Origin of the sequence: Thermococcus eurythermalis (assembly GCF_000769655.1) — an archaeon.
Classification (GTDB): Archaea; Methanobacteriota_B; Thermococci; order Thermococcales; family Thermococcaceae; genus Thermococcus; species Thermococcus eurythermalis.
Map to the genome: position 1 here is coordinate 1,134,516 of NZ_CP008887.1, position 17,935 is coordinate 1,152,450.

The window sequence follows — 17,935 nt, forward strand, 5'->3', positions numbered from 1 at the left end:
TAGCATGCAGGTCGGAATAGTCCCGATTATCCCACTCGGCTTTGCGTTCTTCCTTCCCTTCATAGCCTTCATAACGGGCAGGAGAAGGGGCGTTGTAATAGCCTATTCCTTGGTGGGCCTGTTGGCGACGTTCATATCCGCCCTGTGGCTGTTCAATGAGGTCTACTCCTCAAATGGGCCCTTGGTATATGCCTTGGGCAACTGGATAGCCCCAATCGGCATAGTCCTCGAAGTTGATTTAATGGGGGCAATCCTGGTTCTTTTAACGGCCTTCCTTTTCCTCATGGCGGGAATTTACGCCGTCGAGTATCTTTCGCACGACCACGGCATTGAGTTCTTCTATACTTCCCTCCTCGGCCTTGAAGCAGGACTCATCGGCCTGTTCATGACTGGAGATGCCTTCAACACCTTCGTCATGCTCGAGGTCACGGGGGCGAGCGCCTACGCCCTTGTGGGCTTTTACAGGAGCAGGAGTGAGGCGGTTGAAGGTGCCTTCAAGTACGGTATAAGCGGTGCAACGGCCACTACTCTCTACTTCCTTGCCCTCGGCTTCATCTACGCCTCCTTTGGGACCCTCAACATGGCCGACTTAAGCGCCAAGTTCCACGGGATTTCCTTCCCGGTAACTACCAAGCTCTTCGGCGACCCGACGCTTGCGCTGGGAATTTTCTTCGCCTTAACCCTTGCAATGGTGATGATCAAGAGCGCCATCTTCCCCGGCCATTACTGGCTTCCCTACGCCCACTCGGCGGCTCCTTCTCCAGTTTCGGCTTTATTGAGCGGACTCGTCGTCAGCGGTGGGGTCTATCTGCTCGCGCGCTATCTCTACACGGTTTTCTATGGCCTCCCGTTCTGGAAAACTCTTTCGGTAGTTCTCCTAGCCCTCGGAGCCGCTTCGGCCCTGCTATCCTCAATAATGATGGTGGTGCAGAAGGACGTGAAGAGGCTGGTGGCGTACTCGACAATACTCCACATGGGATACCTCATCATGGGTCTGGGCGTCGGGACTCAGCTGGCGCTTACGGCGGTTCTCTACCACACAGTCAACCATGCAATCGCCAAGGGTATGCTCTTCCTCTCAGTGGGGGCCTTCATACACCATGCGGGAACGAGGAAGATAGACGAGCTCGCCGGAGTCGGCAGGGAGATGCCGCTCACAACGGCGCTCTTCGCCCTAGCAACGCTCAGCCTCATCGGTGTTCCACCCCTCAACGTCTTCTTCAGCAAGATGCTGATTTTCAACGCCCTCCTCCAGGTGAACCCACTGGCTGCTTCGGTGGTGGTAATAACGAGCGCTATAGCCGCGTGGGCTTACTTCGGGCTCTTCGTGACCCTCTGGCGCGGAAAGCCCGTAGAGAGTCACCACCACGAGCACGAAAAGCATGAAGGCGAGGAACCGGAGAGGCACGATGTTCCGCTCTTCGTGGCTGTGAACTTAGTCCTCGGAATCCTGGTGATCGTCCTCGGCGTTCTGGCGCCGGTGATAATAGACAAGTTCTTCAACCCTGCCGCAGTTCAGGCAATGGATTACCAGAGCTACATCGAAGCAGTGCTTAACTACTCGAAGGTGGTGTTTGGATGATCGGGGCAGTCCTTGCGGGTGGAAGGGGCAGACGCTTCGGCGACGATAAGCTACTCTACAAAATCAATGGTAGGCCTTTGATTCTTTACACAATCGAGAAGCTTGAAATGGCCAAGACGATGGACGAGATAGTTTTAATCGCGTCAAAGAACAACGCGGAAAGGCTAAGGAAGCTGGGCTACCATGTGGTCGTTGATAACCTGCTGATAGGCCCGATGGGAGGAGTTTACACAGCGTTGGGCCTTGGAGACGCCTTTGTAGTTGCTGGGGACATGCCCCTTCTAGTCCCGGAGTTCGTTGATTTCATTGTCTCTAACTTCAAAAAGAGCGGAAAAATCGCCTGCGTGCCGAGGTGGGAGAACGGCTACCTCGAACCCCTCCACGCCGCTTATTCCAGGGCCTTCCGCGAAGTCCTTGAGGAGAAGATAAAAGCCGGAAACTACGCCCTCAACAGGGCAATCCGCGAGGTTAATCCCTGCTACCTCCCGATAGAGTCCCTCCCCGAGGAGTGGCGCGAGAGTTTCTTCAACGTGAACACGAGAGAGGATTTGGGGAGGCTACAAAAGGGCTAAATATCATGCTCTCCAAAGTTTGGTGTGAGACCCATGGGCATGAAGATGCTTTCTTCCTCTACGAGCTGTTCAAAGAGAAAATTGACCGGAGGGCGCTCAATGACTACGCGAGGAGGCTCGGTGTTGAAGTTCCGTTCTAAGCGCGATTTGGAGGAGAGGCTCGCATTCATCAGGCTTTACGTGAAGAGGCTGAAGGAGAACCCCGATGAGGTCTTCAAACAGCAGGTGAGGCTTGTGAACTCTTTCCTTGCCTCCGCCAAGAGCTTCCCGCTGAGCAGGAGGAGTACCTGAAGATAAAAGGGGAACTGCGGAAGAGCTGACCTCCTTCCTGCCTTGAAGGGGGAGGGTTCGGCTTAACTCCTCGCCAGTGGCGGGGAGGTTTGCGGGTTCATTACCTACTCGTGTTGCCACTTTCGGCTCAGCCCGCGGGCCCGGTCTTGGGTCCATTACCCCTACCGGCAAACCCGGATTGGGGTTATAGCTTGAGGCCACCATTCAGAGTTTCCAATCACTCAGGGGCGGTTTTTTGAAGGACGCCTACCGGCATCAGCCCTCCAATGCTGGAGGGTAACGTGAAACCCCTCCATCCCACCGGGTTACCTTACGATGGTCTCATTGAGGCTCCATTACGCTGGCAAGACTTAAAAGGGTTTCCACTGTTTAATGCCCGTTGGGTTGTTTACTGCATCCCCACCCCAAAGGACAATGCTCTCAAAAGAAAAATGTAAAGCGGAGAGAGTAAAAATAACTTTAATGTTTCCTGCTACTCGAAAATTGGCAACCCGACAATCGTTAACCTGCCCCTTCCTTTCCCAGAATCCCCGCCAGCAGTTCCGCTAACCTCTCCGCACGCTTTTTTATGAGTTCGCTCGGCTCCTGAAAGAGGCCTGTCGAGCCTGGCTGACAGCCTATGAGCACGAACTCCGCCTTGACCATCGTCTTCATGAACTGGGTGACGAACTTCAGGGGGAGGCCGTGAGTGGAGACCGCTTCGCCGAGCGTTCCCTTGGGGTCGGCTATGACGTATTCTCCAACTTCACCACCAAAGTCCACCGCATCTACGAAAACCACTAGATCTGGATTAAAGCGCGCTATTTTTCCAGTGCAGTTCTCAGGAACCTCCCCGCAGTTCAGCACGAGGACGTTGGGGTTGTCGAGCAACTCCTTCAGCCTCTCCGCTACTAGAACTCCAAAGGCGTCGTCTCCCCTAATGTCGTTCCCGATTCCGCAGATAACGACCCTTTTCGCGTTCTGGAAGAGTTCTTCGAGGTTCATGTTTTCACCCCCATTGACAGTTTGATTGGCTATCACTCATTGAGTTCTCCTGCCGCCTTGAGGATTACCCGTATGACGTCATCGGAGATTCTAAACCCTTTCTCAACAAGCAGTGTGAGAAGTGGCTTTATTTCATCAACAATACCCCGCTTCTTTGCGAGCAGTAGAACGCCCGCCGTTCCAATTACGTTGATTCCGAGTTCCCTCGCGATTTTTCGAGCCTTAAGGTCATCGAGTATCAAAAAGTCCGCCCCGAGGTCAATTGCGAGGGCTATTGCCTCGGATTCACCGGCTCCGAGAAGCTTCGAGAGGGCGCTGACAAGGGGTCGGTTCTCCGGAGGCGTGACTTCTATCCACTTCGGAAGCTCCCCCCCGAACTCTCTGCGCACAGCTGGTGGAATGAAAACCTTTCCAAAAACTTCGTGGAGAATCCCGAGCTTTCCGATGTTGGACAACCCTATTGGGGGACTCGTGTTCGATACCACCTTCATTCCAGACCCTCTATGGTCTTTATATCTGCTTCTGCCTCTTTCATCGTGTAGTTTATTGGGACGTCCCTCTTTCTCAGCTCGTAGAGGAATTCCCTTAGGTTCAGGCCCGCGAATTCCGCGGCCTTCCCGAGGCTTAGCCTACCCTCGCGGTACAGTTCTATGGCCGCGAGCAGAAGAAGCTCCCGCTCAGGTTTCGGGCCGAGGAACTCGCGAAGCGTGGTAGAGGTTACACCCTCCATGTTCTCACCTGAAGTGTAGTCTTTGGAGAAATATTTAGGGATTTTGCCTCCCTGAAATGAATGGAAAAGAAAACTCACAGCTTCTCAGCAAGCTCCCTGATCTTTTCGGCGAACTCTGTCTTCATGAGCTCCTCGACGTTGCCAATCTTCGCGTCGAGGCCCGGATAGAACGGTATGCTGATGAGGTAGGGCACGCCGTAGCGCTCGGCCAGCTTCCTAACGTCCTCTTCTTCGTCCATTTGCTCCGAACGGAGAATCATGTTCTCGACGAGGCCGAGGACTTTGTGCTTCTCCTCAAGAAGGAGCTGGATGAGCTTTTCCACGACGTTGAGGGCGAGCTTTGACGGAGTTGCAACGACCAAGAACTCCCCCCTCCTGAGGAAGCGGAGGACATCTAACAGCTGGTCGCCGAGTCCCGGTGGCATATCGATGACGAGGTAGTCAAGCTCGTCCCAGCGCGTTATCGTCAGGAGCTCGATGAGGGCGTCGCTGATTTCCTTCCCGCGGAGCGGTGTGGGTCTGTTCTCGGTGTAGTAGGCGATGCTCATGAACTTTATCCCGTGAACGGTAGGCGGAACTACTCCCCTGTCCTCCTCCGGGAACTCCTTCGGCTCGAAGCCGAGAATCACGTGGTCACTTGCCCCGTGAAAGTCGAGGTCGAGCAGGCCGACCCTATAACCCTTCTCGGCCAGGGCCAGTGCGAGGGTCGTCGAGACGAGCGATTTTCCAACTCCTCCCTTTCCGCTGACGACGGGGATTATCCTCTTGACATTCTCAAGCCTTGCGCTTATAGCAATCTCGCGCGGGTCAATCATACCCCTCCCTCCTTCTCAATCATAATCCCCGCGACGTAAACGCCCCTTCCCTGGACGACCTCAAAGTCGTGGCTCCCGCACTTCGGGCATGCCAGAAACGCGTGAACGACCTCAGGAATGAAGTGGATGTCCTCCTTTATGCGCTCGTCAAAGCGGTCCTTGACCTCCTTGAGCTTCCAGGTGTGCCCGCAGTTGCGGCACTTGAAGACTGCCTCTTCCTCCTCGAAGATTATCTCAGCGCCCTCTGCAATCGTTCCGGCGAACATCTGCTCCATCGCGAACTTCACTATGTCCTCGGCAACGTCCTGGAGCTCGCCGAGAACGACCTTAACGGCCTTTACCCTCTGAGCGCCCTCCTTCTGGGCGTAGTCGAGGACTGTCCTGACTATGGCATCAGCGAGAGCCCACTCGTGCATGGTATCACCGATGAAAATTAGCGTGCTACCTTAAAAATGGTGGGGTTTGGAACCGATGGTGAATGATTGGGGAAATCTTTCATTTGTCCAGAGGAGACTACGAGTTTCCTCAACGACATCACGAAAGGGTAGAAAGTCTTCTGCATATCCTCGCTCTTGAAGGTTGTTAAATGGCCAAAGGTAGTGGAGGTTCGTCTGTCAGCTGGGACGGTATATGGTTGTACTGGAACATCAGCCAAGAAATGAGGGAAGAGTAAGGTGTCAAGAGCCCTGTTCACAGTAAATTTCTCCCGTTCGGGTTAAAGCTTTATGCATGAGCCTTCTGCCCATCGTAAGTCCCCCCAAGGCCCTTCTCAACTGCAACCTCAACCGCCCTGTAGTAGCTCGGCACGTAGAGGCTCGGCTCGCGGAGGACGACACTCTCATCGACCCAGCTGACCTCTGTGAGCCCCTTTGGCTTGCCGTGTTTGACTATTTCCTCCCAGAGGCGTTTGTTTATGATGCAGCCAGGGTCGTCGCCCTTCAAGTAGAGCGTGTAGTGGTAGGCCTCGCACGACAGCCGCCGCAGATGTACTTGTAGGGGCACCTTCCGCACTGGCCCTCCCAGCTGTCCCTGTCGCGGAGGATGTTGAATATCCTACTGTTCTCCCATATCTCCTTGAAGGGTCTGTGCCTGACGTTCCCGACTGGCAAAGGAAGGAAGACGCAGGGAACGACGCTTCCGTCGGGCTCTATCCCCGCGTAAATCCTGCCGGCTCCACATCCTCCTATGAACTCTGCGAGAGTTTTCACGGCGTTGTTCTCGCCTATGTAGAAGTGCGCCGGCGTGACGCTCTTTCCCTGACTCATGAGCAGGGTAACGCGCGCGTACTGCGGCGCCGTTGTGAGTATCTCAAGCTTCCTCTTCTTCATCTGGCGGTAGACTTCCTTCATGAACTCCTCGCGCTCCTCCGGCGAGAGGTCCACCTTGACCATGTCCTCTGCCCTTCCCGTCGGCACGAGGTTGAAGAATATGACGCGCTTGACGCCTATGCTCTCCGCCAAGTCGAGTATGTCGTCTATCTCCTGATAGGTTTCCCTGTCCATTATCGTGGCCATCCCGTGGCTTATCCCAAGTTCAACGGCGTTTTCTAAAGCTTTTACCGCGTGCTCCCACGCGCCAGGAATCCCGCGAAACTCATCGTGCTTCTCGGGCTTTGCGGAATCAACGCTGACCTCAACATACTTTATTCCCGCCTTAACTGCCTTCTCAAGCTCCTCCTTCCTAGCGAAAGTCCAGCCGTTCGTGGCAACGGAGGTGTGTATCCCCCTGCTCGACAGCTCCCTGACGATTCTGAGGAAGTGCGGGTGTATCGTCGGCTCGCCGCCGCTCAAAGCCACGGCCGCGACACCGGCTTTGTCGAGCTGGTCAACGAGGTTCAGCTTCTCTTCGAGGCTGAGCTCGCTCGGTAGCGGTTTATCCGCCCTCTGGTAGCAGTGCTGGCAGCGGAAGTTGCACATGTTGGTGAAGTTCCAGACGATGAGGAAAGGCCCAGCGAGGCGCTGGGGGACGGTTACTCCGTACTTCGCTATGCCCTCGAGGACGACCCATATTCCGCGCCTTATGTGCGGATCTCTCAGCAGTGCCTCCTTAACGGCCTCCTCGTCGCCGTGGGCGAGCTTTATGCCGAGTTTGAGCAGGAGCTTTATCGTGTCCGCCTGGAAGCGAACCATCATCGGCGCGTTTATGCTCTCCCCCGCGTAGATGCTGAGGGCCTAGTACAAAGCAGGGAGCTCACGTCCGTTGATTTTGTACTTTTTGAGGCTCGGCCTTATGAGTGCCCTCGCTATTGGATTCCCGAGGATGAGCTTGAAGGCCCTCAGCGCGGTGGTGAGCGAGTTCCCTTCGTTTTCTTCGGATTCAACCTCTTCGACATCTATTGAAGGATTCATAGCTTTTGGAAACGGCTCTTTTATCGTTTTCGGAGCCTTCACCTCCACTACCTCCAATTATGGGTTTGGCAAGATGTGTTTAAAGGTTTCGATATAAATGATTTGTAGTTTATGTTAATTTTTTCTGATATGTTTAATATAACTGAAAGATTTAAATACTTGTCATTCCATTCATCGGTTGAAGAACCTGGAGGTGAAAGCCATGGCGTCCGCGAAGACTGGAATGTGGACCGCCCTGCTGGGTGCCCTTTTGATATTGATAGACGGAATAGCCGTCTTAACCACGGGAAACTTCTACGGCTGGCACTACGGCAGCGCATCAACGGTCGGCTGGGTGGAAATAATCCTCAGCCTGATAATGATGGGGCTGGCGTACTACTACAAGAGCAACAAGAGCCTTGTGGGATGGAGCGTAGTGATTTTAGCGCTGATAACGATGCCCTTCGACGGTGGCTTCTGGCTGATAGGTGCAATTATTGCCCTGATAGGAGGAATCATAATAGCAACCGCCAAGGAATGAATCCGGGCCCTTTTAGTTTTCTGCTTTCGTGCCTTTACACTTATAAGCCCTTTTTCAATTTTTTAAAGGGGGATGAGCATGAAGGCTAGAACGGAGCGCAGGAAGTTCATAGAGATTGTCGAGCGAATCATGGTTCGCTGGGGTTACACGGCGACCGATGGAAAAGTGTACGCAATCCTACTGCTCTCTAACAGGCCGATGACGATAGCCGAGCTCGCGAAAGAAACGGGTTTGAGCCGCTCTTCGATATCCGTCGCCCTAAGCCGTCTCGTCAGGGAATACCTCGTAACCTGCAGGAGAGAGGGAAGGACGAAGTATTTCACCGCGGTTCCCGCGTTCCTTGAGAAGTTCCTCCACCAGCCAAGGGAAACGCTTGAACGCGAGGTCCGCCCTCTGGAAAAAATCGTTGAGTCCATGATTGAAAAGAGTGACGACGAGATGAGAGGCAGGCTGGAGGCGGTTCTCAGCGACCTGAAAAAGCTTGAGTGCGTTCTCGAACGCATAATCCGTCTGGAAGAAGAGGAAAGTGAGTGCCTCACGAACGGGTGAGGCTCATCTTTAAAGTTTTTACGAACGTCACTGACCAGAGGGCGAGCAGTAACCAAAGCAGGCAGTAGCCGAAGAGCCTCATCAGCTCAAGCCCGAAGACACTTCCCAGGTCCATTGTTGCGTTCGTGAAGGCTCCGAGCGGGAAGATGAAGGCCCACCACGAGAGGCTATAGGGCAGGCTCATGTTTCTGATGTAGTGGAGAGTTAAGGCCACCGCCATAATCAGCCACCAGAAGCCGAGCCCCCACAGGAAGAAGGCGAATATGAAGAGCGGGTCCTTCGAGGTCGCTATGCTCGAGTTGTTCACGAGGGCAAAGAGGGCCGTGATGCTGGCTCCGATGGGTCCGAGGTTCATCCATATGAGCGGGGCCATCTGCGGTGGCATCAGCTCGTGCCTTATGAAGCGGAGCGTCACGACGGCATAGAGGACGAGGTACAGGAAGAAACCCGCGCCCCAGCCGAGGTAGTTAACGATTGTGACGAACTCCTGAGTGTAGCCCGTTGTCGTTCTCGTGAAGGCCGCCCCGAAGGGGAGTATAACGAGGGCAACGGGCGGAATGTACCAAGCGGGTGAGAGGTGCCTGAGGTCAACTTCACCCGCTATGAAAACCTCGTAGGACATCCAGAACGCGAAGATGAACGTCAGGACAAGCCCCCAGAGCCAGAGGTACCACGCCACAGTCTGGTTGTGCAGTACCGCCAAGAACTGGGCCGCTAAAACAATCGTGGCCGCTCCACTCGTTCCGTAGAAGTGCCCCTTCGATGGGTGTCTGAGGTCTTCCAAGGCGTCCTTCCTATATAGAATCCACCTCAGAATCCACGGGATGAGTAGAGCTACGTAGAGGACGACGTTCAGGTACGTCAGGGCGATTCCCACTTCCTTCAGGGGGCTCCAGTATGAGGAGTACTTGTAGGAGGCAATTGCCACTGCGCCGGTTCCCATGACGCTCGCGAACCATGCGGGGTTGAAGTTCCTAACTCTCTCCATATGAACATCCCTCCATTCTTTTTCCTAATCCAGAATTAGGATAGCTTAAAAATTTTTGGTCCCAAAATATTTGATGTGTCGGATTCACCGGACACAAAAGCTTATAAACCGCTTTTCTTTCATTTGGGTGGCAAAAGAAAATGAGGTGAGTCTAATGAACTACCCAGAGCTGGCGCTCATAGCCTTCATCCTGAGCATCGTCTTTTCAATCGGTGGGGTAGGTTCAGCGATAGCGATAGTCCCAGTCATGGGCTGGCTGGGAGTACCTCTTATGACTGCCAAGCCCACTGGTCTCTTCATAAACACGCTCTCCATGTTTTCAGCCACCCTCAAGAACATAAAGCACGGGAAGCTCGACCACCGCTTCGGGCTCCCGATTTTAATCGTCGCAACGGCGATGGCCCCTGTTGGAGCCTACACGGGCAAGTTCATTCCCAAGGTCCACGTCCTCTGGGTTTTTGTCGCGTTTCTCATCTATTCGGGCACGATGATGATTTTCTTCAGGCCCAGAAGAAGAGGGGGCGGTGGAAACCACATTGTCGAGGGCTCTCTCATCGGAGGAATAGCGGGCTTCCTCGGCGGCCTCCTCGGCGTCGGCGGGGGCGGGATAATCAGCCCCGCCCTCATAATGCTCGGCTACGAACCGAAAAAAGTCGCCGCAACGACCGCGCTGGTCGTGTTCTTCTCATCGCTGAGCGGGTTCCTGACCTACTGGGGGATGGGAACGCTGGACTGGGAACTGCTCCTCTGGGTTTCGATTCCAGCTATAGCGGGAGGCTGGCTGGGAACTCATCTCATGCACTTCAAGATGAGCTCGGAGCAGGTAAAAAAGGTGATAGGGGTCATAATGTACCTGATAGCCCTGAAAACGCTCCTCGTGGCTATGGGTTGAACTCGCTCTCGGTTCCCTCCACCTTTTCCTCCTTTTTCTCCCTCAGTGGCTTCGTTATATCGAAGGCCTTTCTTATTATGTTGTTCTCGATGATGAGCTTTTTGACATACTCCTTCGGCGGGAACTCTATCGCGTCGCAGGGGCAGAGCGTTGCGCACGTTGAACAGCCGACCATACAGTTGTAGGGCCTCGCAACGACGGGCTTCCCTTTCTCCCTGTCCCAGTCGAAGACGCGCCTTCCACAGGTTATAAAGCAGATTCCACACCCCGCGCATCTGTCGTAGTTTATCTTCGGGTACCACTCTATATCCTTCCTGTCAACGCCCCACCAGGGGATGACGCTCAGGTCTTTGACTGGCCTTCCAAGGGCATCTTTCCCTATGACGGGAGCTTCTCCTCCGGACATTTTATCACCTCCATAGGGAGTTGTCCAAATTGGTTTAAAATAATTTTCATATGTTATTGTTTTCAACTAAAAGTTCTGGACGAAGTTGTCCAGAAAAATTTAAATTATTTTCACATGAAAGCTTCTTGATAGAAATGCTCTGCCTGAGGAACGTTGAATACTCTCAAAACGGCAGGAGAATACTACGCTCGATAAACATGACCTTCAGGGATGGAATGAGCTACTCGATACTCGGGCCAAACGGCGCGGGGAAATCAACGATAGCCCGTATTTTGATGGGGGAGCTTAGACCAACCTCGGGTCAGGTTCTCCTCGATGGGGAGGACGTAACAGGGCTGAGCGTTACGGAGAGGGCAAAGCGGGGAATAAGCATGGCCTGGCAGGAGCCGGCCCGATACGAGGGGATAACCGTGAGGAACTACCTCACCCTTGGCGGGAAGCTCAAAATTGGCGAGGACGAGATAAGGGAAGTTCTTGAGCTCGTTGGCCTTCCCTACGAGCGCTACGCCCATCGTTTTGTGGACAAAAGTCTGAGCGGTGGCGAGAGGAAGAGGGTGGAGCTTGCGTCACTCCTCCTACTGAAACCGAGGTACGTCATCCTTGATGAACCCGACTCGGGCCTCGATATAACGGCGGGGAAGCTGATAGAGGTAATCCTCGACCGCTTCCGGAAGTGCGGAACCACGGTAATCCTAATCACCCACCACGAGGGGATTGCGCTCAAGACGGACTTCGCCTATTTCGTCTGTGGCGGGAGAATCGTCAGAAAGGGCTTCTCGCAGGAGGTTGTCGACTACTACCGGAAAACCTGCAGGAGATGCTCCTTTGCGGAGGGCTGAGGATGGCGATAAAGGTTGACCTCACGAAGGAATACGAGGCGCTGGTTGAGGCCTACCAGCGGGAAGGTCTCGATACATCTCTTTTCGGGGACAGGATAGCGGCGATAATCATCAGCGGGGACAGGGTCATCGGCCTCAACAACGTCCCAGGGGTTGAGATAAGGGGCGAGGAGATTGAGAACGGGGTTAGGGCTGAAGTTAAAATAGCTGAGGGCGTTGAGCTCCCATTCCCAATACACCTCTGCACGGGCTATTTGAAGAGCGAGGGCTACCAGAGGGTTATCTTTGACATAAACGTTGGCAAAAACTCGAAGGTCAGGTTCACCTCCCACTGCATCTTTCCCTACGCCAAGGACTTTACCCACGAGGCAATAACGAGGATAAAAATCGGGGAAGGTTCGAGCGTGCTCTACGACGACGAGCACGTTCACGGCGAGGGCGTGAGAATGATTGGTAAAACAGAGGTCGATGTCGGCAAAAACGCCCGCTACACGGGGAAGTTCACCCTGACGAAACACAGAGCGAAGGAGCTGAAGCTTGAGATGGTAGCGAGGCTCGGTGAGAGGGCCATCCTTGAGCTTGAGACGAAGGTCAAGGCCGTTAAAGATGATTGTGTTGAGATGAAGGAAGTCGCCTATCTGGAGGGGGCCCACTCGAGGGCGAACCTGAGGAGCACGGCCATAGCCTTCGACAGGGCGAAGGTAAACGTCATAAACGAGGCCTACGGCTTCGGTGACTACGCGAAGAGCCACGTCGAGTGCCACGAAATCGTTAAGGGCAACGCCGACGTCCAGACCGTTCCCCTGCTGAGGGTGAAGAACGATAAGGCCGAGCTCACGCACGAGGCCTCGATAGGCAGGATAAACGAGGCCCAGCTCATTCAGCTCATGGCCAAGGGCCTGACCGAGGACGAGGCGGCGGAGCTCATAATAAAGGGCCTTCTTGGAGAATGGTAAAAGAAAAAAATCACTCAAGTAGCACGTGCTTTGCGGTTTTTAAACCCGTTACCAGCCATATGGTGAGGAGAAGCCAGTAGAGGGCGAAGCCGAAGCCGTCTATTACCCCTATGCCAAAGGCCGTGCCAACGTTGTGGGTGGCTCCCACGTAGGCCCCGAGCGGGAAGATGAAGGCCCACCAGGCGAGACTGTAGGGCAGGTTGAGCTTCCTGATGTAGTAGATGGTCATTATGATGGCCATCGCCAGCCACCAGACACCGAAGCCCCAGAGGATTAGACCGAAGGCGAAGAACGGTTCTTTGACCGTCAGGAAGTCGCTGGCCTTGACGAGCGCGTAGAGCGTTGAGGTTCCCGCTCCAATGGGACCGAGGTTTATCCACACCGCCGGGGCCATGCCGCAGGGCATCGGCTCGTGCCTTATGAAGCGGAAAAACACTATCGCGAAGAGGCCGAGGTAGAGGAAGAAGCCCGCTCCCCATGCGAAGTAGTTAATCGCGTAGGCAATCTCCCTGGCCGTTCCCGAGAAGCTCGATATCAGAGGAGCACCGCTCATGGGGATCACAATCAGTCCTACGGGAGGAATGAACCAGGCTGGGGTAACTGACTTGAGGTCTATCTCCTTCTCCACGAACATCAGGTAGGGGATGAGCAGGGCGAAGAATATCGTTAGAACTGCCCCCGGAATCCAGAACGCCTTCGCTATTGCAGTCTTCTTGAGTATGAAGAGGTAGTCCGCCGAGAGGACGAGCATGGCCACGGCTATCGTCCCGTAGAAGTGGCTCACCATCGGATGCTTGAGGTCTTTCAGGGCGTTTTCCGTGTGCTTCACCCACCTGAGGAGCCAGGGGATTAGGAGGACGAAGAAGAGGAGCGTGTTGAAGTAGACGAGGAACTCCGCCAGCCCACCCAAGGCTGAAATCCTCGATGAATAAGCTTTGCTGGCCAGGGCCAAGGCCCCCGTTCCCATGACGCTCGCGAACCAGCTCGGTGCGAAGTCCTTTATGCTCACATTCATTTGCTTCACCAGAAGAAACGATCATATGAAAAAATTTAAATGTTTTCTAAACCAATCGTTGAGAACCCTTCAATGACCGTGCCTCTCGCCTTCTCTTTCCTTTTCGCGCTCTATCTTCTCCTTCCAGTAGGGGTCAACCTCAAGGACCTGATGGATGAACGCCTCGACGACGTCCCTTATTTTTCCATAGGCACCAGTAACGACCTCTATGCCGAGCTCGTTGAAGAATGAGATAGCTCTCTGACCCATCCCGTAGGCGAGGACGACCTCCCCGCCGTGCTCCCTAACGAACCTCGGAAGGTCGCCAGGGCCGTGCTCCTCGAAGGGAACCTCAACGACCTTGAAATCCTTTATTTTGCCGTCTTCAACGTCCACGAAGACAAAATACCTTGCCCTGCCGAAGTGTCCGCTCACTTCGCTTTCCAGGCCCCTGTCGTCCACGGCTGGAACAGCTATTCTCATGCGGCACCACCGATTTGATTGAAAATTTTTCCACATATAAGCTTTGTGCATAAGCACAAAAGGATTCAGGCTGCTTCTCTGGAAGATACGAGTGACACTCAGCAACTCTTTTTAGACAGAGGTGTCTAAACAACTTGGGGTTTGATATGGAGACTGTAAAGGTCAAAAATCCCCTCTCGCTTAAGGAAGAGCTACTTGCATTTGTCTTCAAGGTCTATCGGGGTACTGGGGGCGCTTACCCTGCACTTGAGTGGGTAGAAAATAAGCCATCGCCGGACGATTTTGAGGGCTTCACGAGGGTTTACGAGCCCTTCCTTGAGTTCAGGCTGAAAGACGAGTTCGATGAACTCTACGTCCTCAGGGACGAAAACGGGAGAATAATCGGCACAGTGGCGCTGGTCTACAACCTTGAAGGCAAGAACGTGTGGTGGGTTCCAGAGGAGATTACAAACGAAAAGACAGGCCTCATCGAGTTCTTCATGGTTGATCCTGCCCAGAGGGGCAAAGGCTACGGCTCAAGGCTCCTAGAGTTTGCGGCCAACCGCCTTAAGGAGCTTGGAAAAGAGCCTTACGTTATAACCTTCCCCCAGCTTGAGGCGTACTCCTACTACCTCAGGAGAGGCTTTGAGAAGATTATGGACTACAAAGAGTTCGTGGTGCTGAAGAAAAATGGTTAAGGTGTGTTTTAGAAAAATTAGAGCTCAAAAGAGCTCAGAAGTTGAAGTTTATGTCCTTCATGAGCTGGTCGTAGAGCCCCTCCTTGTATATGTTTGGGATAACATATTGTTCCTACCCAAGCCTAGGCTTGTTCACAAGGATTTTAACGTATGAAGCAAACACCATATTGGTGGTTCCCATGCCGACGGTGATAATTGAGGGGCCAAAGGCAGATACCGAGACCAAGAGGGAGCTCGTGAGGAGGATAACCGAGGTAGTTAGGGAAGTCTACAAGGTGCACCACGTGAGCGTGGTAATCCACGAGAACGAGCCTGAAAACGTCGGCGTTGACGGTGAGCTCCTCTCAGATGTTCTGGCGAGGAGAAAGAAGTAGTCCAGGCAGTTTATAACGAACTCTCCCAGAGTTTAGCTTTGAGTTATATTGAAATTGCCAAGGACATCTGTTAGTAGCGTTTAATGGTGATGCCCATGAAAACGCTCGTTGTCTTTTACTCAAGGAGCGGGACGACAAAACGGGTCGCCCAAGAAGTAGCTAAGGTCCTCAATGCGGACGTTGATGAAGTCGTAGACAAAAAGCCCCGGAATGGGATTCTTGGCTTCCTCATAGCGGGCTACGACGCGACGAAGGGCAAGACCACGGAGATAGAGTTCCAGAAAGACCCTTCCGAGTACGACCTCGTGGTTATTGGCACTCCGGTCTGGAACGGCCGCGTGACTCCTGCCATAAGGACTTACCTGCTCCAGAACAGGGAGAAGATTAAGAACGCCGCCTTTTTCTCCACGTGCGCGGGAAGGCCCGGAAAGTGTCTTGAGCAGATGGAAGAAATCCTCGGAAAGAAGCCTGTTCTCAGCAAGGTTTTGGTAAGAAAGAGGCTGGAGGAAGGAGTGAAGGAACTAGTTGAGAGGCTGAAGGCCTTAAGTGGCCCTATTCCTTAAACTTCCTCCCGAACTCGTTATAGCTGACCTTCTCCCACTCGAAGACCTCTTCCCCGTGCGGTTCTTTATTCTCTGCCGGATAACCGACCCCTGATGATGCAGAGGACGCGGTAGTTCTCCGGGATTTTAATGAGCTCTCTCACGTAGTCCTCAGCGGTCTTGCTCTCATCGTGCATCCTGTTCCGTATCTGCACCCAGAAGGCTTCGAGGCCGAGGTCGAAGGCGGCGAGCTGCATGTGCTCTGCCGCTATGCTGGCATCTTCAACCCAGACGTCGCTCCTGCTCTCGTCAGCAGTTACAACTATCGCGAGGGGCGCCGTCGCCAGCCCCGCGGCCCCGAGCTTTGCCTTTGAGAGGGCGAGGAGCTTTTCTCCCTCGTCCACTACGATGAAGTGCCAAGGCCTCTTGTTGAACGAACTCGGTGAGAGGAACGCCGCCTCAAGGAGCTTTTCAACGAGCTCCCCCGGCACGGGCTTGTCCTGGAAGCGCCTGATGCTCCTCCTCTTTCTTAGGACTTCAAAGAACTCCATGCTATCACCCAAGGCGTTTTGGAAAGGGCTCTTAATCCCCTTTCCTTCGGAAAGATGGAGATTCAGAAGCCCCCGAAGGAGTGGGAGTCTCCGCTAGCTGCCTTTGAGGCCGCCTACGAGCACGAGAAGTTCATAAGCAAGTCCATAAATGAGCTCGCGGCCCTTGCGGAAGAGGAGAAGGACTACGCGACGAGGGCGTTCCTTGAGTGGTTCATAAACGAGCAGGTCGAGGAGGAGGCCAGCGTCAAGAAGGTGCTCGACAAGCTCAAGTTCGCCAAGGACAGCCCGCAGGTTCTCTTCATGCTCGACCAGGAGCTCGGCCAGAGGGTTCCAAAGCTTCCGCCGCTTCTCATTCCGCAGGGAGAGTGATTTTTGCTTTCTGTTCGCTTTTTGGGGAGTAAGAGAATTATAACGTAGAGCTCGCGGGGTTAGCTTCAAACGGGTTTGAAGCGTTCACAACCCTTTTATGTTTTCAAAGCGATAACAGACTGGTGGGCGCTATGAAGAGGGTGTTTGCGGTTTTGGCCCTAATCCTGCTGGCGGTCGCTGGAGGGATCTATGCCCTCGGCTCCACGGAGAGCGACAAGTACATCACCCTCAGGGCGACCTTTAGAATGGGTGGGGCCGTCTATAAGGGCTACCAGCTCGAAGGGGACACGCTCGTCTTCAAGTTCGAGAGGAATGGCGACTTCTTCACCCAGGCGATGGAGGTTAAGGAGTTTACCACTGATGAGAAGCTGTCCCCCAAGAAGGTCGTCATGGAGGTAAGTACCAACGGGGAGATAAGGCGCTACGAGGCAAAACTGGTAAAAGAAGAGGAAGACAGGCTAATTTACGGGGCCAGCGAGCTTTAATCCACCGGAACCCCGACCGGGAAGATGTACAGCGGGTCTCCAGGCACACCTAGTATCTCTTTTACTTCCTCGTCCCTGAAGGCCCCCACTGCAACCGTCCCCAGTCTCAGGGCCGTGACCTGCAGGTAGATGTTCTGCCCCATGTGGCCGGCGTCTATGTGGACATAGCGATAGCCCCTTTCACCGTATCTCCTCGTCGTCCTCTCGTAGTGGGCGACGATTATGATATTTATCGGCGCCCTCTCAACGTGCTCTTGGTCGAGACAGGCTTTCGCCAGTGGGCCGTTTAAGTTCCCTTCGCGTGCCAGTTCACGGGTGTGGCTCTCGCCGTCGTAGTGGTAGAGGCCGGGCTCAAGACCTTCAACGTTCGAGACTGCCACGTAGACCTCGAAGGGGTAGCACGCGCCGGCACTCGGAGAAGTCCTCTTTCCGTGGGCGTTTACCCCGTAGGCGGCCCAGAGTATCTGGGAGACCTGTTCAAGTGTTAGAGGCTCGTCTTTGTACTTCCTAATGCTCCTCCTAAGGTTTATGGCTTCTTCCACACTTATCTCGCCCTTACGCCTCGGAGAAGGCAGTTCAACCCTCATGGCACACCCCTAGGAATTAATGAATGTGTCTTCATGATTAAGTTTTTGCCTCAAAAGAAAAAGTGGGGAGACATCACTCCTCAGAAAGCGTCGGCACGGCTCCTCCGGCTTCAAACTCCGCCGTAAGGAGGTACCTCTTCCTGTTTGCAATCCATACGATGTTGAGCATTATAGGAACCTCTTCGAGGACACCGACAACCGTCGCCAGCGCGGCCCCGCTTTCCAAGCCGAAGAGCGCTATTGCAACTGCTACCGCGAGCTCGAAGAAGTTGCTCGCTCCTATGGACGAGGCCGGGGCGGCCACCTTGTGCGGGAGCTTCCAGAGCCACGCACACCCGTAGGCGATGGCGAAGATGAAGCATGTCTGCATTGTGAGCGGGATGGTGATAGGGCTTACGTCC

Annotated in this window: 27 protein-coding genes and 2 pseudogenes; 14 read left to right on the forward strand and 15 right to left on the reverse strand. The window is 54.0% G+C overall.

Translation table 11 applies throughout. The annotated features are described in order from the left end of the window. The first annotated feature begins 4 nt into the window (after positions 1-4). From TEU_RS06090 to TEU_RS11760, 4 genes are read left to right on the forward strand one after another with little or no spacing between them, the layout of a single operon-like run. Positions 5-1,582 (forward strand): proton-conducting transporter transmembrane domain-containing protein, encoded by a 1,578-nt coding sequence (locus TEU_RS06090; RefSeq protein ID WP_050002927.1) that lies wholly within the window; start codon positions 5-7, stop codon positions 1,580-1,582. Continuing rightward, positions 1,579-2,154, forward strand: a complete 576-nt coding sequence (gene mobA / locus TEU_RS06095) for a molybdenum cofactor guanylyltransferase MobA (protein WP_050002928.1) — start codon at positions 1,579-1,581, stop codon at positions 2,152-2,154. Before TEU_RS06090 ends, mobA begins: the two co-directional genes overlap by 4 nt. Before the next feature lie 5 nt (positions 2,155-2,159). Next, positions 2,160-2,294, forward strand: coding sequence for a hypothetical protein (locus TEU_RS11975; RefSeq protein WP_265100821.1), 135 nt, complete (start codon positions 2,160-2,162; stop codon positions 2,292-2,294). After that, the gene (locus TEU_RS11760) at positions 2,278-2,445 is read left to right on the forward strand and encodes a hypothetical protein (protein WP_162473103.1); all 168 of its coding nucleotides are present in this window, start codon (positions 2,278-2,280) and stop codon (positions 2,443-2,445) included. The genes TEU_RS11975 and TEU_RS11760 overlap by 17 nt, the downstream gene beginning before the upstream one ends. 501 nt (positions 2,446-2,946) lie before the next feature. On the opposite strand, the gene TEU_RS06105 is transcribed toward TEU_RS11760, so the two are convergent. From TEU_RS06105 to TEU_RS11890, 8 genes are all read right to left on the reverse strand, one after another. After that, complete coding sequence (locus TEU_RS06105; protein WP_050002929.1) at positions 2,947-3,429, reverse strand: hydrogenase 3 maturation endopeptidase HyCI; 483 nt, start codon at positions 3,427-3,429, stop codon at positions 2,947-2,949. Positions 3,430-3,461: 32 nt separating this feature from the next. Next, positions 3,462-3,920, reverse strand: coding sequence for a DUF3368 domain-containing protein (locus TEU_RS06110; RefSeq protein ID WP_050002930.1), 459 nt, complete (start codon positions 3,918-3,920; stop codon positions 3,462-3,464). After that, positions 3,917-4,159 (reverse strand): UPF0175 family protein, encoded by a 243-nt coding sequence (locus TEU_RS06115; RefSeq protein WP_050002931.1) that lies wholly within the window; start codon positions 4,157-4,159, stop codon positions 3,917-3,919. The genes TEU_RS06110 and TEU_RS06115 overlap by 4 nt, the downstream gene beginning before the upstream one ends. Before the next feature lie 74 nt (positions 4,160-4,233). Continuing rightward, the gene (locus TEU_RS06120; RefSeq protein WP_050002932.1) at positions 4,234-4,974 is read right to left on the reverse strand and encodes an Mrp/NBP35 family ATP-binding protein; all 741 of its coding nucleotides are present in this window, start codon (positions 4,972-4,974) and stop codon (positions 4,234-4,236) included. Then, positions 4,971-5,390, reverse strand: coding sequence for a hydrogenase nickel incorporation protein HypA (hypA, locus tag TEU_RS06125; protein WP_050002933.1), 420 nt, complete (start codon positions 5,388-5,390; stop codon positions 4,971-4,973). Before hypA ends, TEU_RS06120 begins: the two co-directional genes overlap by 4 nt. 307 nt (positions 5,391-5,697) lie before the next feature. Next, positions 5,698-5,976 carry a hypothetical protein gene (locus tag TEU_RS11885; protein WP_227738663.1) on the reverse strand — a complete coding sequence of 93 codons (279 nt, stop codon included), beginning with the start codon at positions 5,974-5,976 and terminating at the stop codon, positions 5,698-5,700. After that, positions 5,913-7,106, reverse strand: a complete 1,194-nt coding sequence (locus TEU_RS06130) for a radical SAM/SPASM domain-containing protein (RefSeq protein ID WP_227738664.1) — start codon at positions 7,104-7,106, stop codon at positions 5,913-5,915. The genes TEU_RS11885 and TEU_RS06130 overlap by 64 nt, the downstream gene beginning before the upstream one ends. A 39-nt stretch (positions 7,107-7,145) precedes the next feature. Beyond that, entirely contained in the window at positions 7,146-7,379 is a 234-nt protein-coding gene (locus tag TEU_RS11890) for a hypothetical protein (RefSeq protein ID WP_227738665.1), read from the reverse strand. Between the two features lie 145 nt (positions 7,380-7,524). On the opposite strand from TEU_RS11890, the gene TEU_RS06135 reads away from it, so the two are divergent. Next, entirely contained in the window at positions 7,525-7,842 is a 318-nt protein-coding gene (locus TEU_RS06135) for a hypothetical protein (protein WP_050002934.1), read from the forward strand. A 78-nt stretch (positions 7,843-7,920) separates the two neighbouring features. Next, on the forward strand, positions 7,921-8,391 hold the full coding sequence (locus TEU_RS06140) for a GbsR/MarR family transcriptional regulator (protein WP_050002935.1): 471 nt from the start codon (positions 7,921-7,923) through the stop codon (positions 8,389-8,391). Here the strand turns inward: TEU_RS06140 and tdt (TEU_RS06145) are convergent. Next, a complete protein-coding gene (gene tdt, locus TEU_RS06145) occupies positions 8,378-9,379 on the reverse strand; it encodes a TDT family transporter (protein ID WP_050002936.1) in 1,002 nt (333 codons plus the stop codon). The genes TEU_RS06140 and tdt (TEU_RS06145) overlap by 14 nt on opposite strands. 154 nt (positions 9,380-9,533) lie before the next feature. Here tdt (TEU_RS06145) and TEU_RS06150 point away from each other — a divergent pair, with 154 nt between their 5' ends. Continuing rightward, positions 9,534-10,271, forward strand: coding sequence for a sulfite exporter TauE/SafE family protein (locus tag TEU_RS06150; protein ID WP_050002937.1), 738 nt, complete (start codon positions 9,534-9,536; stop codon positions 10,269-10,271). Here the strand turns inward: TEU_RS06150 and TEU_RS06155 are convergent. After that, positions 10,261-10,677 carry a 4Fe-4S dicluster domain-containing protein gene (locus TEU_RS06155; protein ID WP_050002938.1) on the reverse strand — a complete coding sequence of 139 codons (417 nt, stop codon included), beginning with the start codon at positions 10,675-10,677 and terminating at the stop codon, positions 10,261-10,263. The two genes, TEU_RS06150 and TEU_RS06155, sit on opposite strands and share 11 nt — an antisense overlap. A gap of 134 nt (positions 10,678-10,811) precedes the next feature. On the opposite strand from TEU_RS06155, the gene TEU_RS06160 reads away from it, so the two are divergent. Both TEU_RS06160 and TEU_RS06165 read left to right on the forward strand, forming a co-directional pair. Then, the gene (locus TEU_RS06160; RefSeq protein WP_050002939.1) at positions 10,812-11,516 is read left to right on the forward strand and encodes an ATP-binding cassette domain-containing protein; all 705 of its coding nucleotides are present in this window, start codon (positions 10,812-10,814) and stop codon (positions 11,514-11,516) included. Beyond that, a complete protein-coding gene (locus tag TEU_RS06165; RefSeq protein ID WP_394297630.1) occupies positions 11,495-12,472 on the forward strand; it encodes a SufB/SufD family protein in 978 nt (325 codons plus the stop codon). The genes TEU_RS06160 and TEU_RS06165 overlap by 22 nt, the downstream gene beginning before the upstream one ends. Before the next feature lie 10 nt (positions 12,473-12,482). Here the strand turns inward: TEU_RS06165 and tdt (TEU_RS06170) are convergent, their stop codons facing one another. Together tdt (TEU_RS06170) and TEU_RS06175 are read right to left on the reverse strand one after the other, a co-directional pair. Beyond that, positions 12,483-13,487, reverse strand: a complete 1,005-nt coding sequence (tdt, locus tag TEU_RS06170; RefSeq protein WP_050002941.1) for a TDT family transporter — start codon at positions 13,485-13,487, stop codon at positions 12,483-12,485. Positions 13,488-13,556: 69 nt separating this feature from the next. Beyond that, positions 13,557-13,949, reverse strand: coding sequence for a NifB/NifX family molybdenum-iron cluster-binding protein (locus TEU_RS06175; RefSeq protein WP_050002942.1), 393 nt, complete (start codon positions 13,947-13,949; stop codon positions 13,557-13,559). Between the two features lie 146 nt (positions 13,950-14,095). Here TEU_RS06175 and TEU_RS06180 point away from each other — a divergent pair, with 146 nt between their 5' ends. From TEU_RS06180 to TEU_RS06190, 3 genes are all read left to right on the forward strand, one after another. After that, positions 14,096-14,626, forward strand: a complete 531-nt coding sequence (locus tag TEU_RS06180) for a GNAT family N-acetyltransferase (RefSeq protein ID WP_050002943.1) — start codon at positions 14,096-14,098, stop codon at positions 14,624-14,626. Positions 14,627-14,805: 179 nt separating this feature from the next. Beyond that, positions 14,806-15,000, forward strand: a complete 195-nt coding sequence (dmpI, locus tag TEU_RS06185; protein ID WP_050002944.1) for a 4-oxalocrotonate tautomerase DmpI — start codon at positions 14,806-14,808, stop codon at positions 14,998-15,000. A gap of 95 nt (positions 15,001-15,095) precedes the next feature. Continuing rightward, positions 15,096-15,563 carry a flavodoxin family protein gene (locus TEU_RS06190; RefSeq protein ID WP_050002945.1) on the forward strand — a complete coding sequence of 156 codons (468 nt, stop codon included), beginning with the start codon at positions 15,096-15,098 and terminating at the stop codon, positions 15,561-15,563. Here the strand turns inward: TEU_RS06190 and TEU_RS06195 are convergent. After that, positions 15,553-16,093: pseudogene (locus tag TEU_RS06195) on the reverse strand (nitroreductase family protein). The gene TEU_RS06190 and the pseudogene TEU_RS06195 sit on opposite strands and share 11 nt — an antisense overlap. Positions 16,094-16,150: 57 nt before the next feature. Between TEU_RS06195 and TEU_RS06200 the strand changes: the two are divergent. Further along, positions 16,151-16,462 (forward strand): annotated as a pseudogene (locus tag TEU_RS06200) (ferritin); the annotation flags it as partial. 131 nt (positions 16,463-16,593) lie between these two features. Then, positions 16,594-16,947: a hypothetical protein gene (locus TEU_RS06205; RefSeq protein ID WP_050002946.1), complete on the forward strand. Its 354-nt coding sequence runs from the start codon at positions 16,594-16,596 to the stop codon at positions 16,945-16,947. Here the strand turns inward: TEU_RS06205 and TEU_RS06210 are convergent. Next, a complete protein-coding gene (locus tag TEU_RS06210; protein ID WP_050002947.1) occupies positions 16,944-17,534 on the reverse strand; it encodes a SagB/ThcOx family dehydrogenase in 591 nt (196 codons plus the stop codon). The genes TEU_RS06205 and TEU_RS06210 overlap by 4 nt on opposite strands. A gap of 73 nt (positions 17,535-17,607) precedes the next feature. Then, complete coding sequence (locus TEU_RS06215; protein ID WP_320407189.1) at positions 17,608-17,904, reverse strand: hypothetical protein; 297 nt, start codon at positions 17,902-17,904, stop codon at positions 17,608-17,610. Positions 17,905-17,935 lie beyond the last annotated feature (31 nt).

What these genes read in the sequence shown, in the direction of transcription:
- TEU_RS06105 (WP_050002929.1), bottom strand. Translation starts at nt 3,429, where the DNA reads ATGAACCTCGAAGAACTCTTCCAGAACGCGAAAAGGGTCGTTATCTGC.
- TEU_RS06160 (WP_050002939.1), top strand. Translation starts at nt 10,812, where the DNA reads ATGCTCTGCCTGAGGAACGTTGAATACTCTCAAAACGGCAGGAGAATA.
- mobA (WP_050002928.1), top strand. Translation starts at nt 1,579, where the DNA reads ATGATCGGGGCAGTCCTTGCGGGTGGAAGGGGCAGACGCTTCGGCGAC.
- TEU_RS06210 (WP_050002947.1), bottom strand. Translation starts at nt 17,534, where the DNA reads ATGAGGGTTGAACTGCCTTCTCCGAGGCGTAAGGGCGAGATAAGTGTG.
- TEU_RS06090 (WP_050002927.1), top strand. Translation starts at nt 5, where the DNA reads ATGCAGGTCGGAATAGTCCCGATTATCCCACTCGGCTTTGCGTTCTTC.
- TEU_RS06140 (WP_050002935.1), top strand. Translation starts at nt 7,921, where the DNA reads ATGAAGGCTAGAACGGAGCGCAGGAAGTTCATAGAGATTGTCGAGCGA.
- dmpI (WP_050002944.1), top strand. Translation starts at nt 14,806, where the DNA reads ATGCCGACGGTGATAATTGAGGGGCCAAAGGCAGATACCGAGACCAAG.
- TEU_RS06165 (WP_394297630.1), top strand. Translation starts at nt 11,495, where the DNA reads ATGCTCCTTTGCGGAGGGCTGAGGATGGCGATAAAGGTTGACCTCACG.
- TEU_RS06190 (WP_050002945.1), top strand. Translation starts at nt 15,096, where the DNA reads ATGAAAACGCTCGTTGTCTTTTACTCAAGGAGCGGGACGACAAAACGG.
- TEU_RS06205 (WP_050002946.1), top strand. Translation starts at nt 16,594, where the DNA reads ATGAAGAGGGTGTTTGCGGTTTTGGCCCTAATCCTGCTGGCGGTCGCT.
- TEU_RS06150 (WP_050002937.1), top strand. Translation starts at nt 9,534, where the DNA reads ATGAACTACCCAGAGCTGGCGCTCATAGCCTTCATCCTGAGCATCGTC.
- TEU_RS06110 (WP_050002930.1), bottom strand. Translation starts at nt 3,920, where the DNA reads ATGAAGGTGGTATCGAACACGAGTCCCCCAATAGGGTTGTCCAACATC.
- TEU_RS06215 (WP_320407189.1), bottom strand. Translation starts at nt 17,904, where the DNA reads ATGCAGACATGCTTCATCTTCGCCATCGCCTACGGGTGTGCGTGGCTC.
- TEU_RS06120 (WP_050002932.1), bottom strand. Translation starts at nt 4,974, where the DNA reads ATGATTGACCCGCGCGAGATTGCTATAAGCGCAAGGCTTGAGAATGTC.
- hypA (WP_050002933.1), bottom strand. Translation starts at nt 5,390, where the DNA reads ATGCACGAGTGGGCTCTCGCTGATGCCATAGTCAGGACAGTCCTCGAC.
- TEU_RS06180 (WP_050002943.1), top strand. Translation starts at nt 14,096, where the DNA reads ATGGAGACTGTAAAGGTCAAAAATCCCCTCTCGCTTAAGGAAGAGCTA.
- TEU_RS06175 (WP_050002942.1), bottom strand. Translation starts at nt 13,949, where the DNA reads ATGAGAATAGCTGTTCCAGCCGTGGACGACAGGGGCCTGGAAAGCGAA.
- TEU_RS06135 (WP_050002934.1), top strand. Translation starts at nt 7,525, where the DNA reads ATGGCGTCCGCGAAGACTGGAATGTGGACCGCCCTGCTGGGTGCCCTT.
- TEU_RS06130 (WP_227738664.1), bottom strand. Translation starts at nt 7,106, where the DNA reads ATGATGGTTCGCTTCCAGGCGGACACGATAAAGCTCCTGCTCAAACTC.
- tdt (WP_050002941.1), bottom strand. Translation starts at nt 13,487, where the DNA reads ATGAATGTGAGCATAAAGGACTTCGCACCGAGCTGGTTCGCGAGCGTC.
- TEU_RS06115 (WP_050002931.1), bottom strand. Translation starts at nt 4,159, where the DNA reads ATGGAGGGTGTAACCTCTACCACGCTTCGCGAGTTCCTCGGCCCGAAA.
- TEU_RS11975 (WP_265100821.1), top strand. Translation starts at nt 2,160, where the DNA reads ATGCTCTCCAAAGTTTGGTGTGAGACCCATGGGCATGAAGATGCTTTC.
- TEU_RS06155 (WP_050002938.1), bottom strand. Translation starts at nt 10,677, where the DNA reads ATGTCCGGAGGAGAAGCTCCCGTCATAGGGAAAGATGCCCTTGGAAGG.
- tdt (WP_050002936.1), bottom strand. Translation starts at nt 9,379, where the DNA reads ATGGAGAGAGTTAGGAACTTCAACCCCGCATGGTTCGCGAGCGTCATG.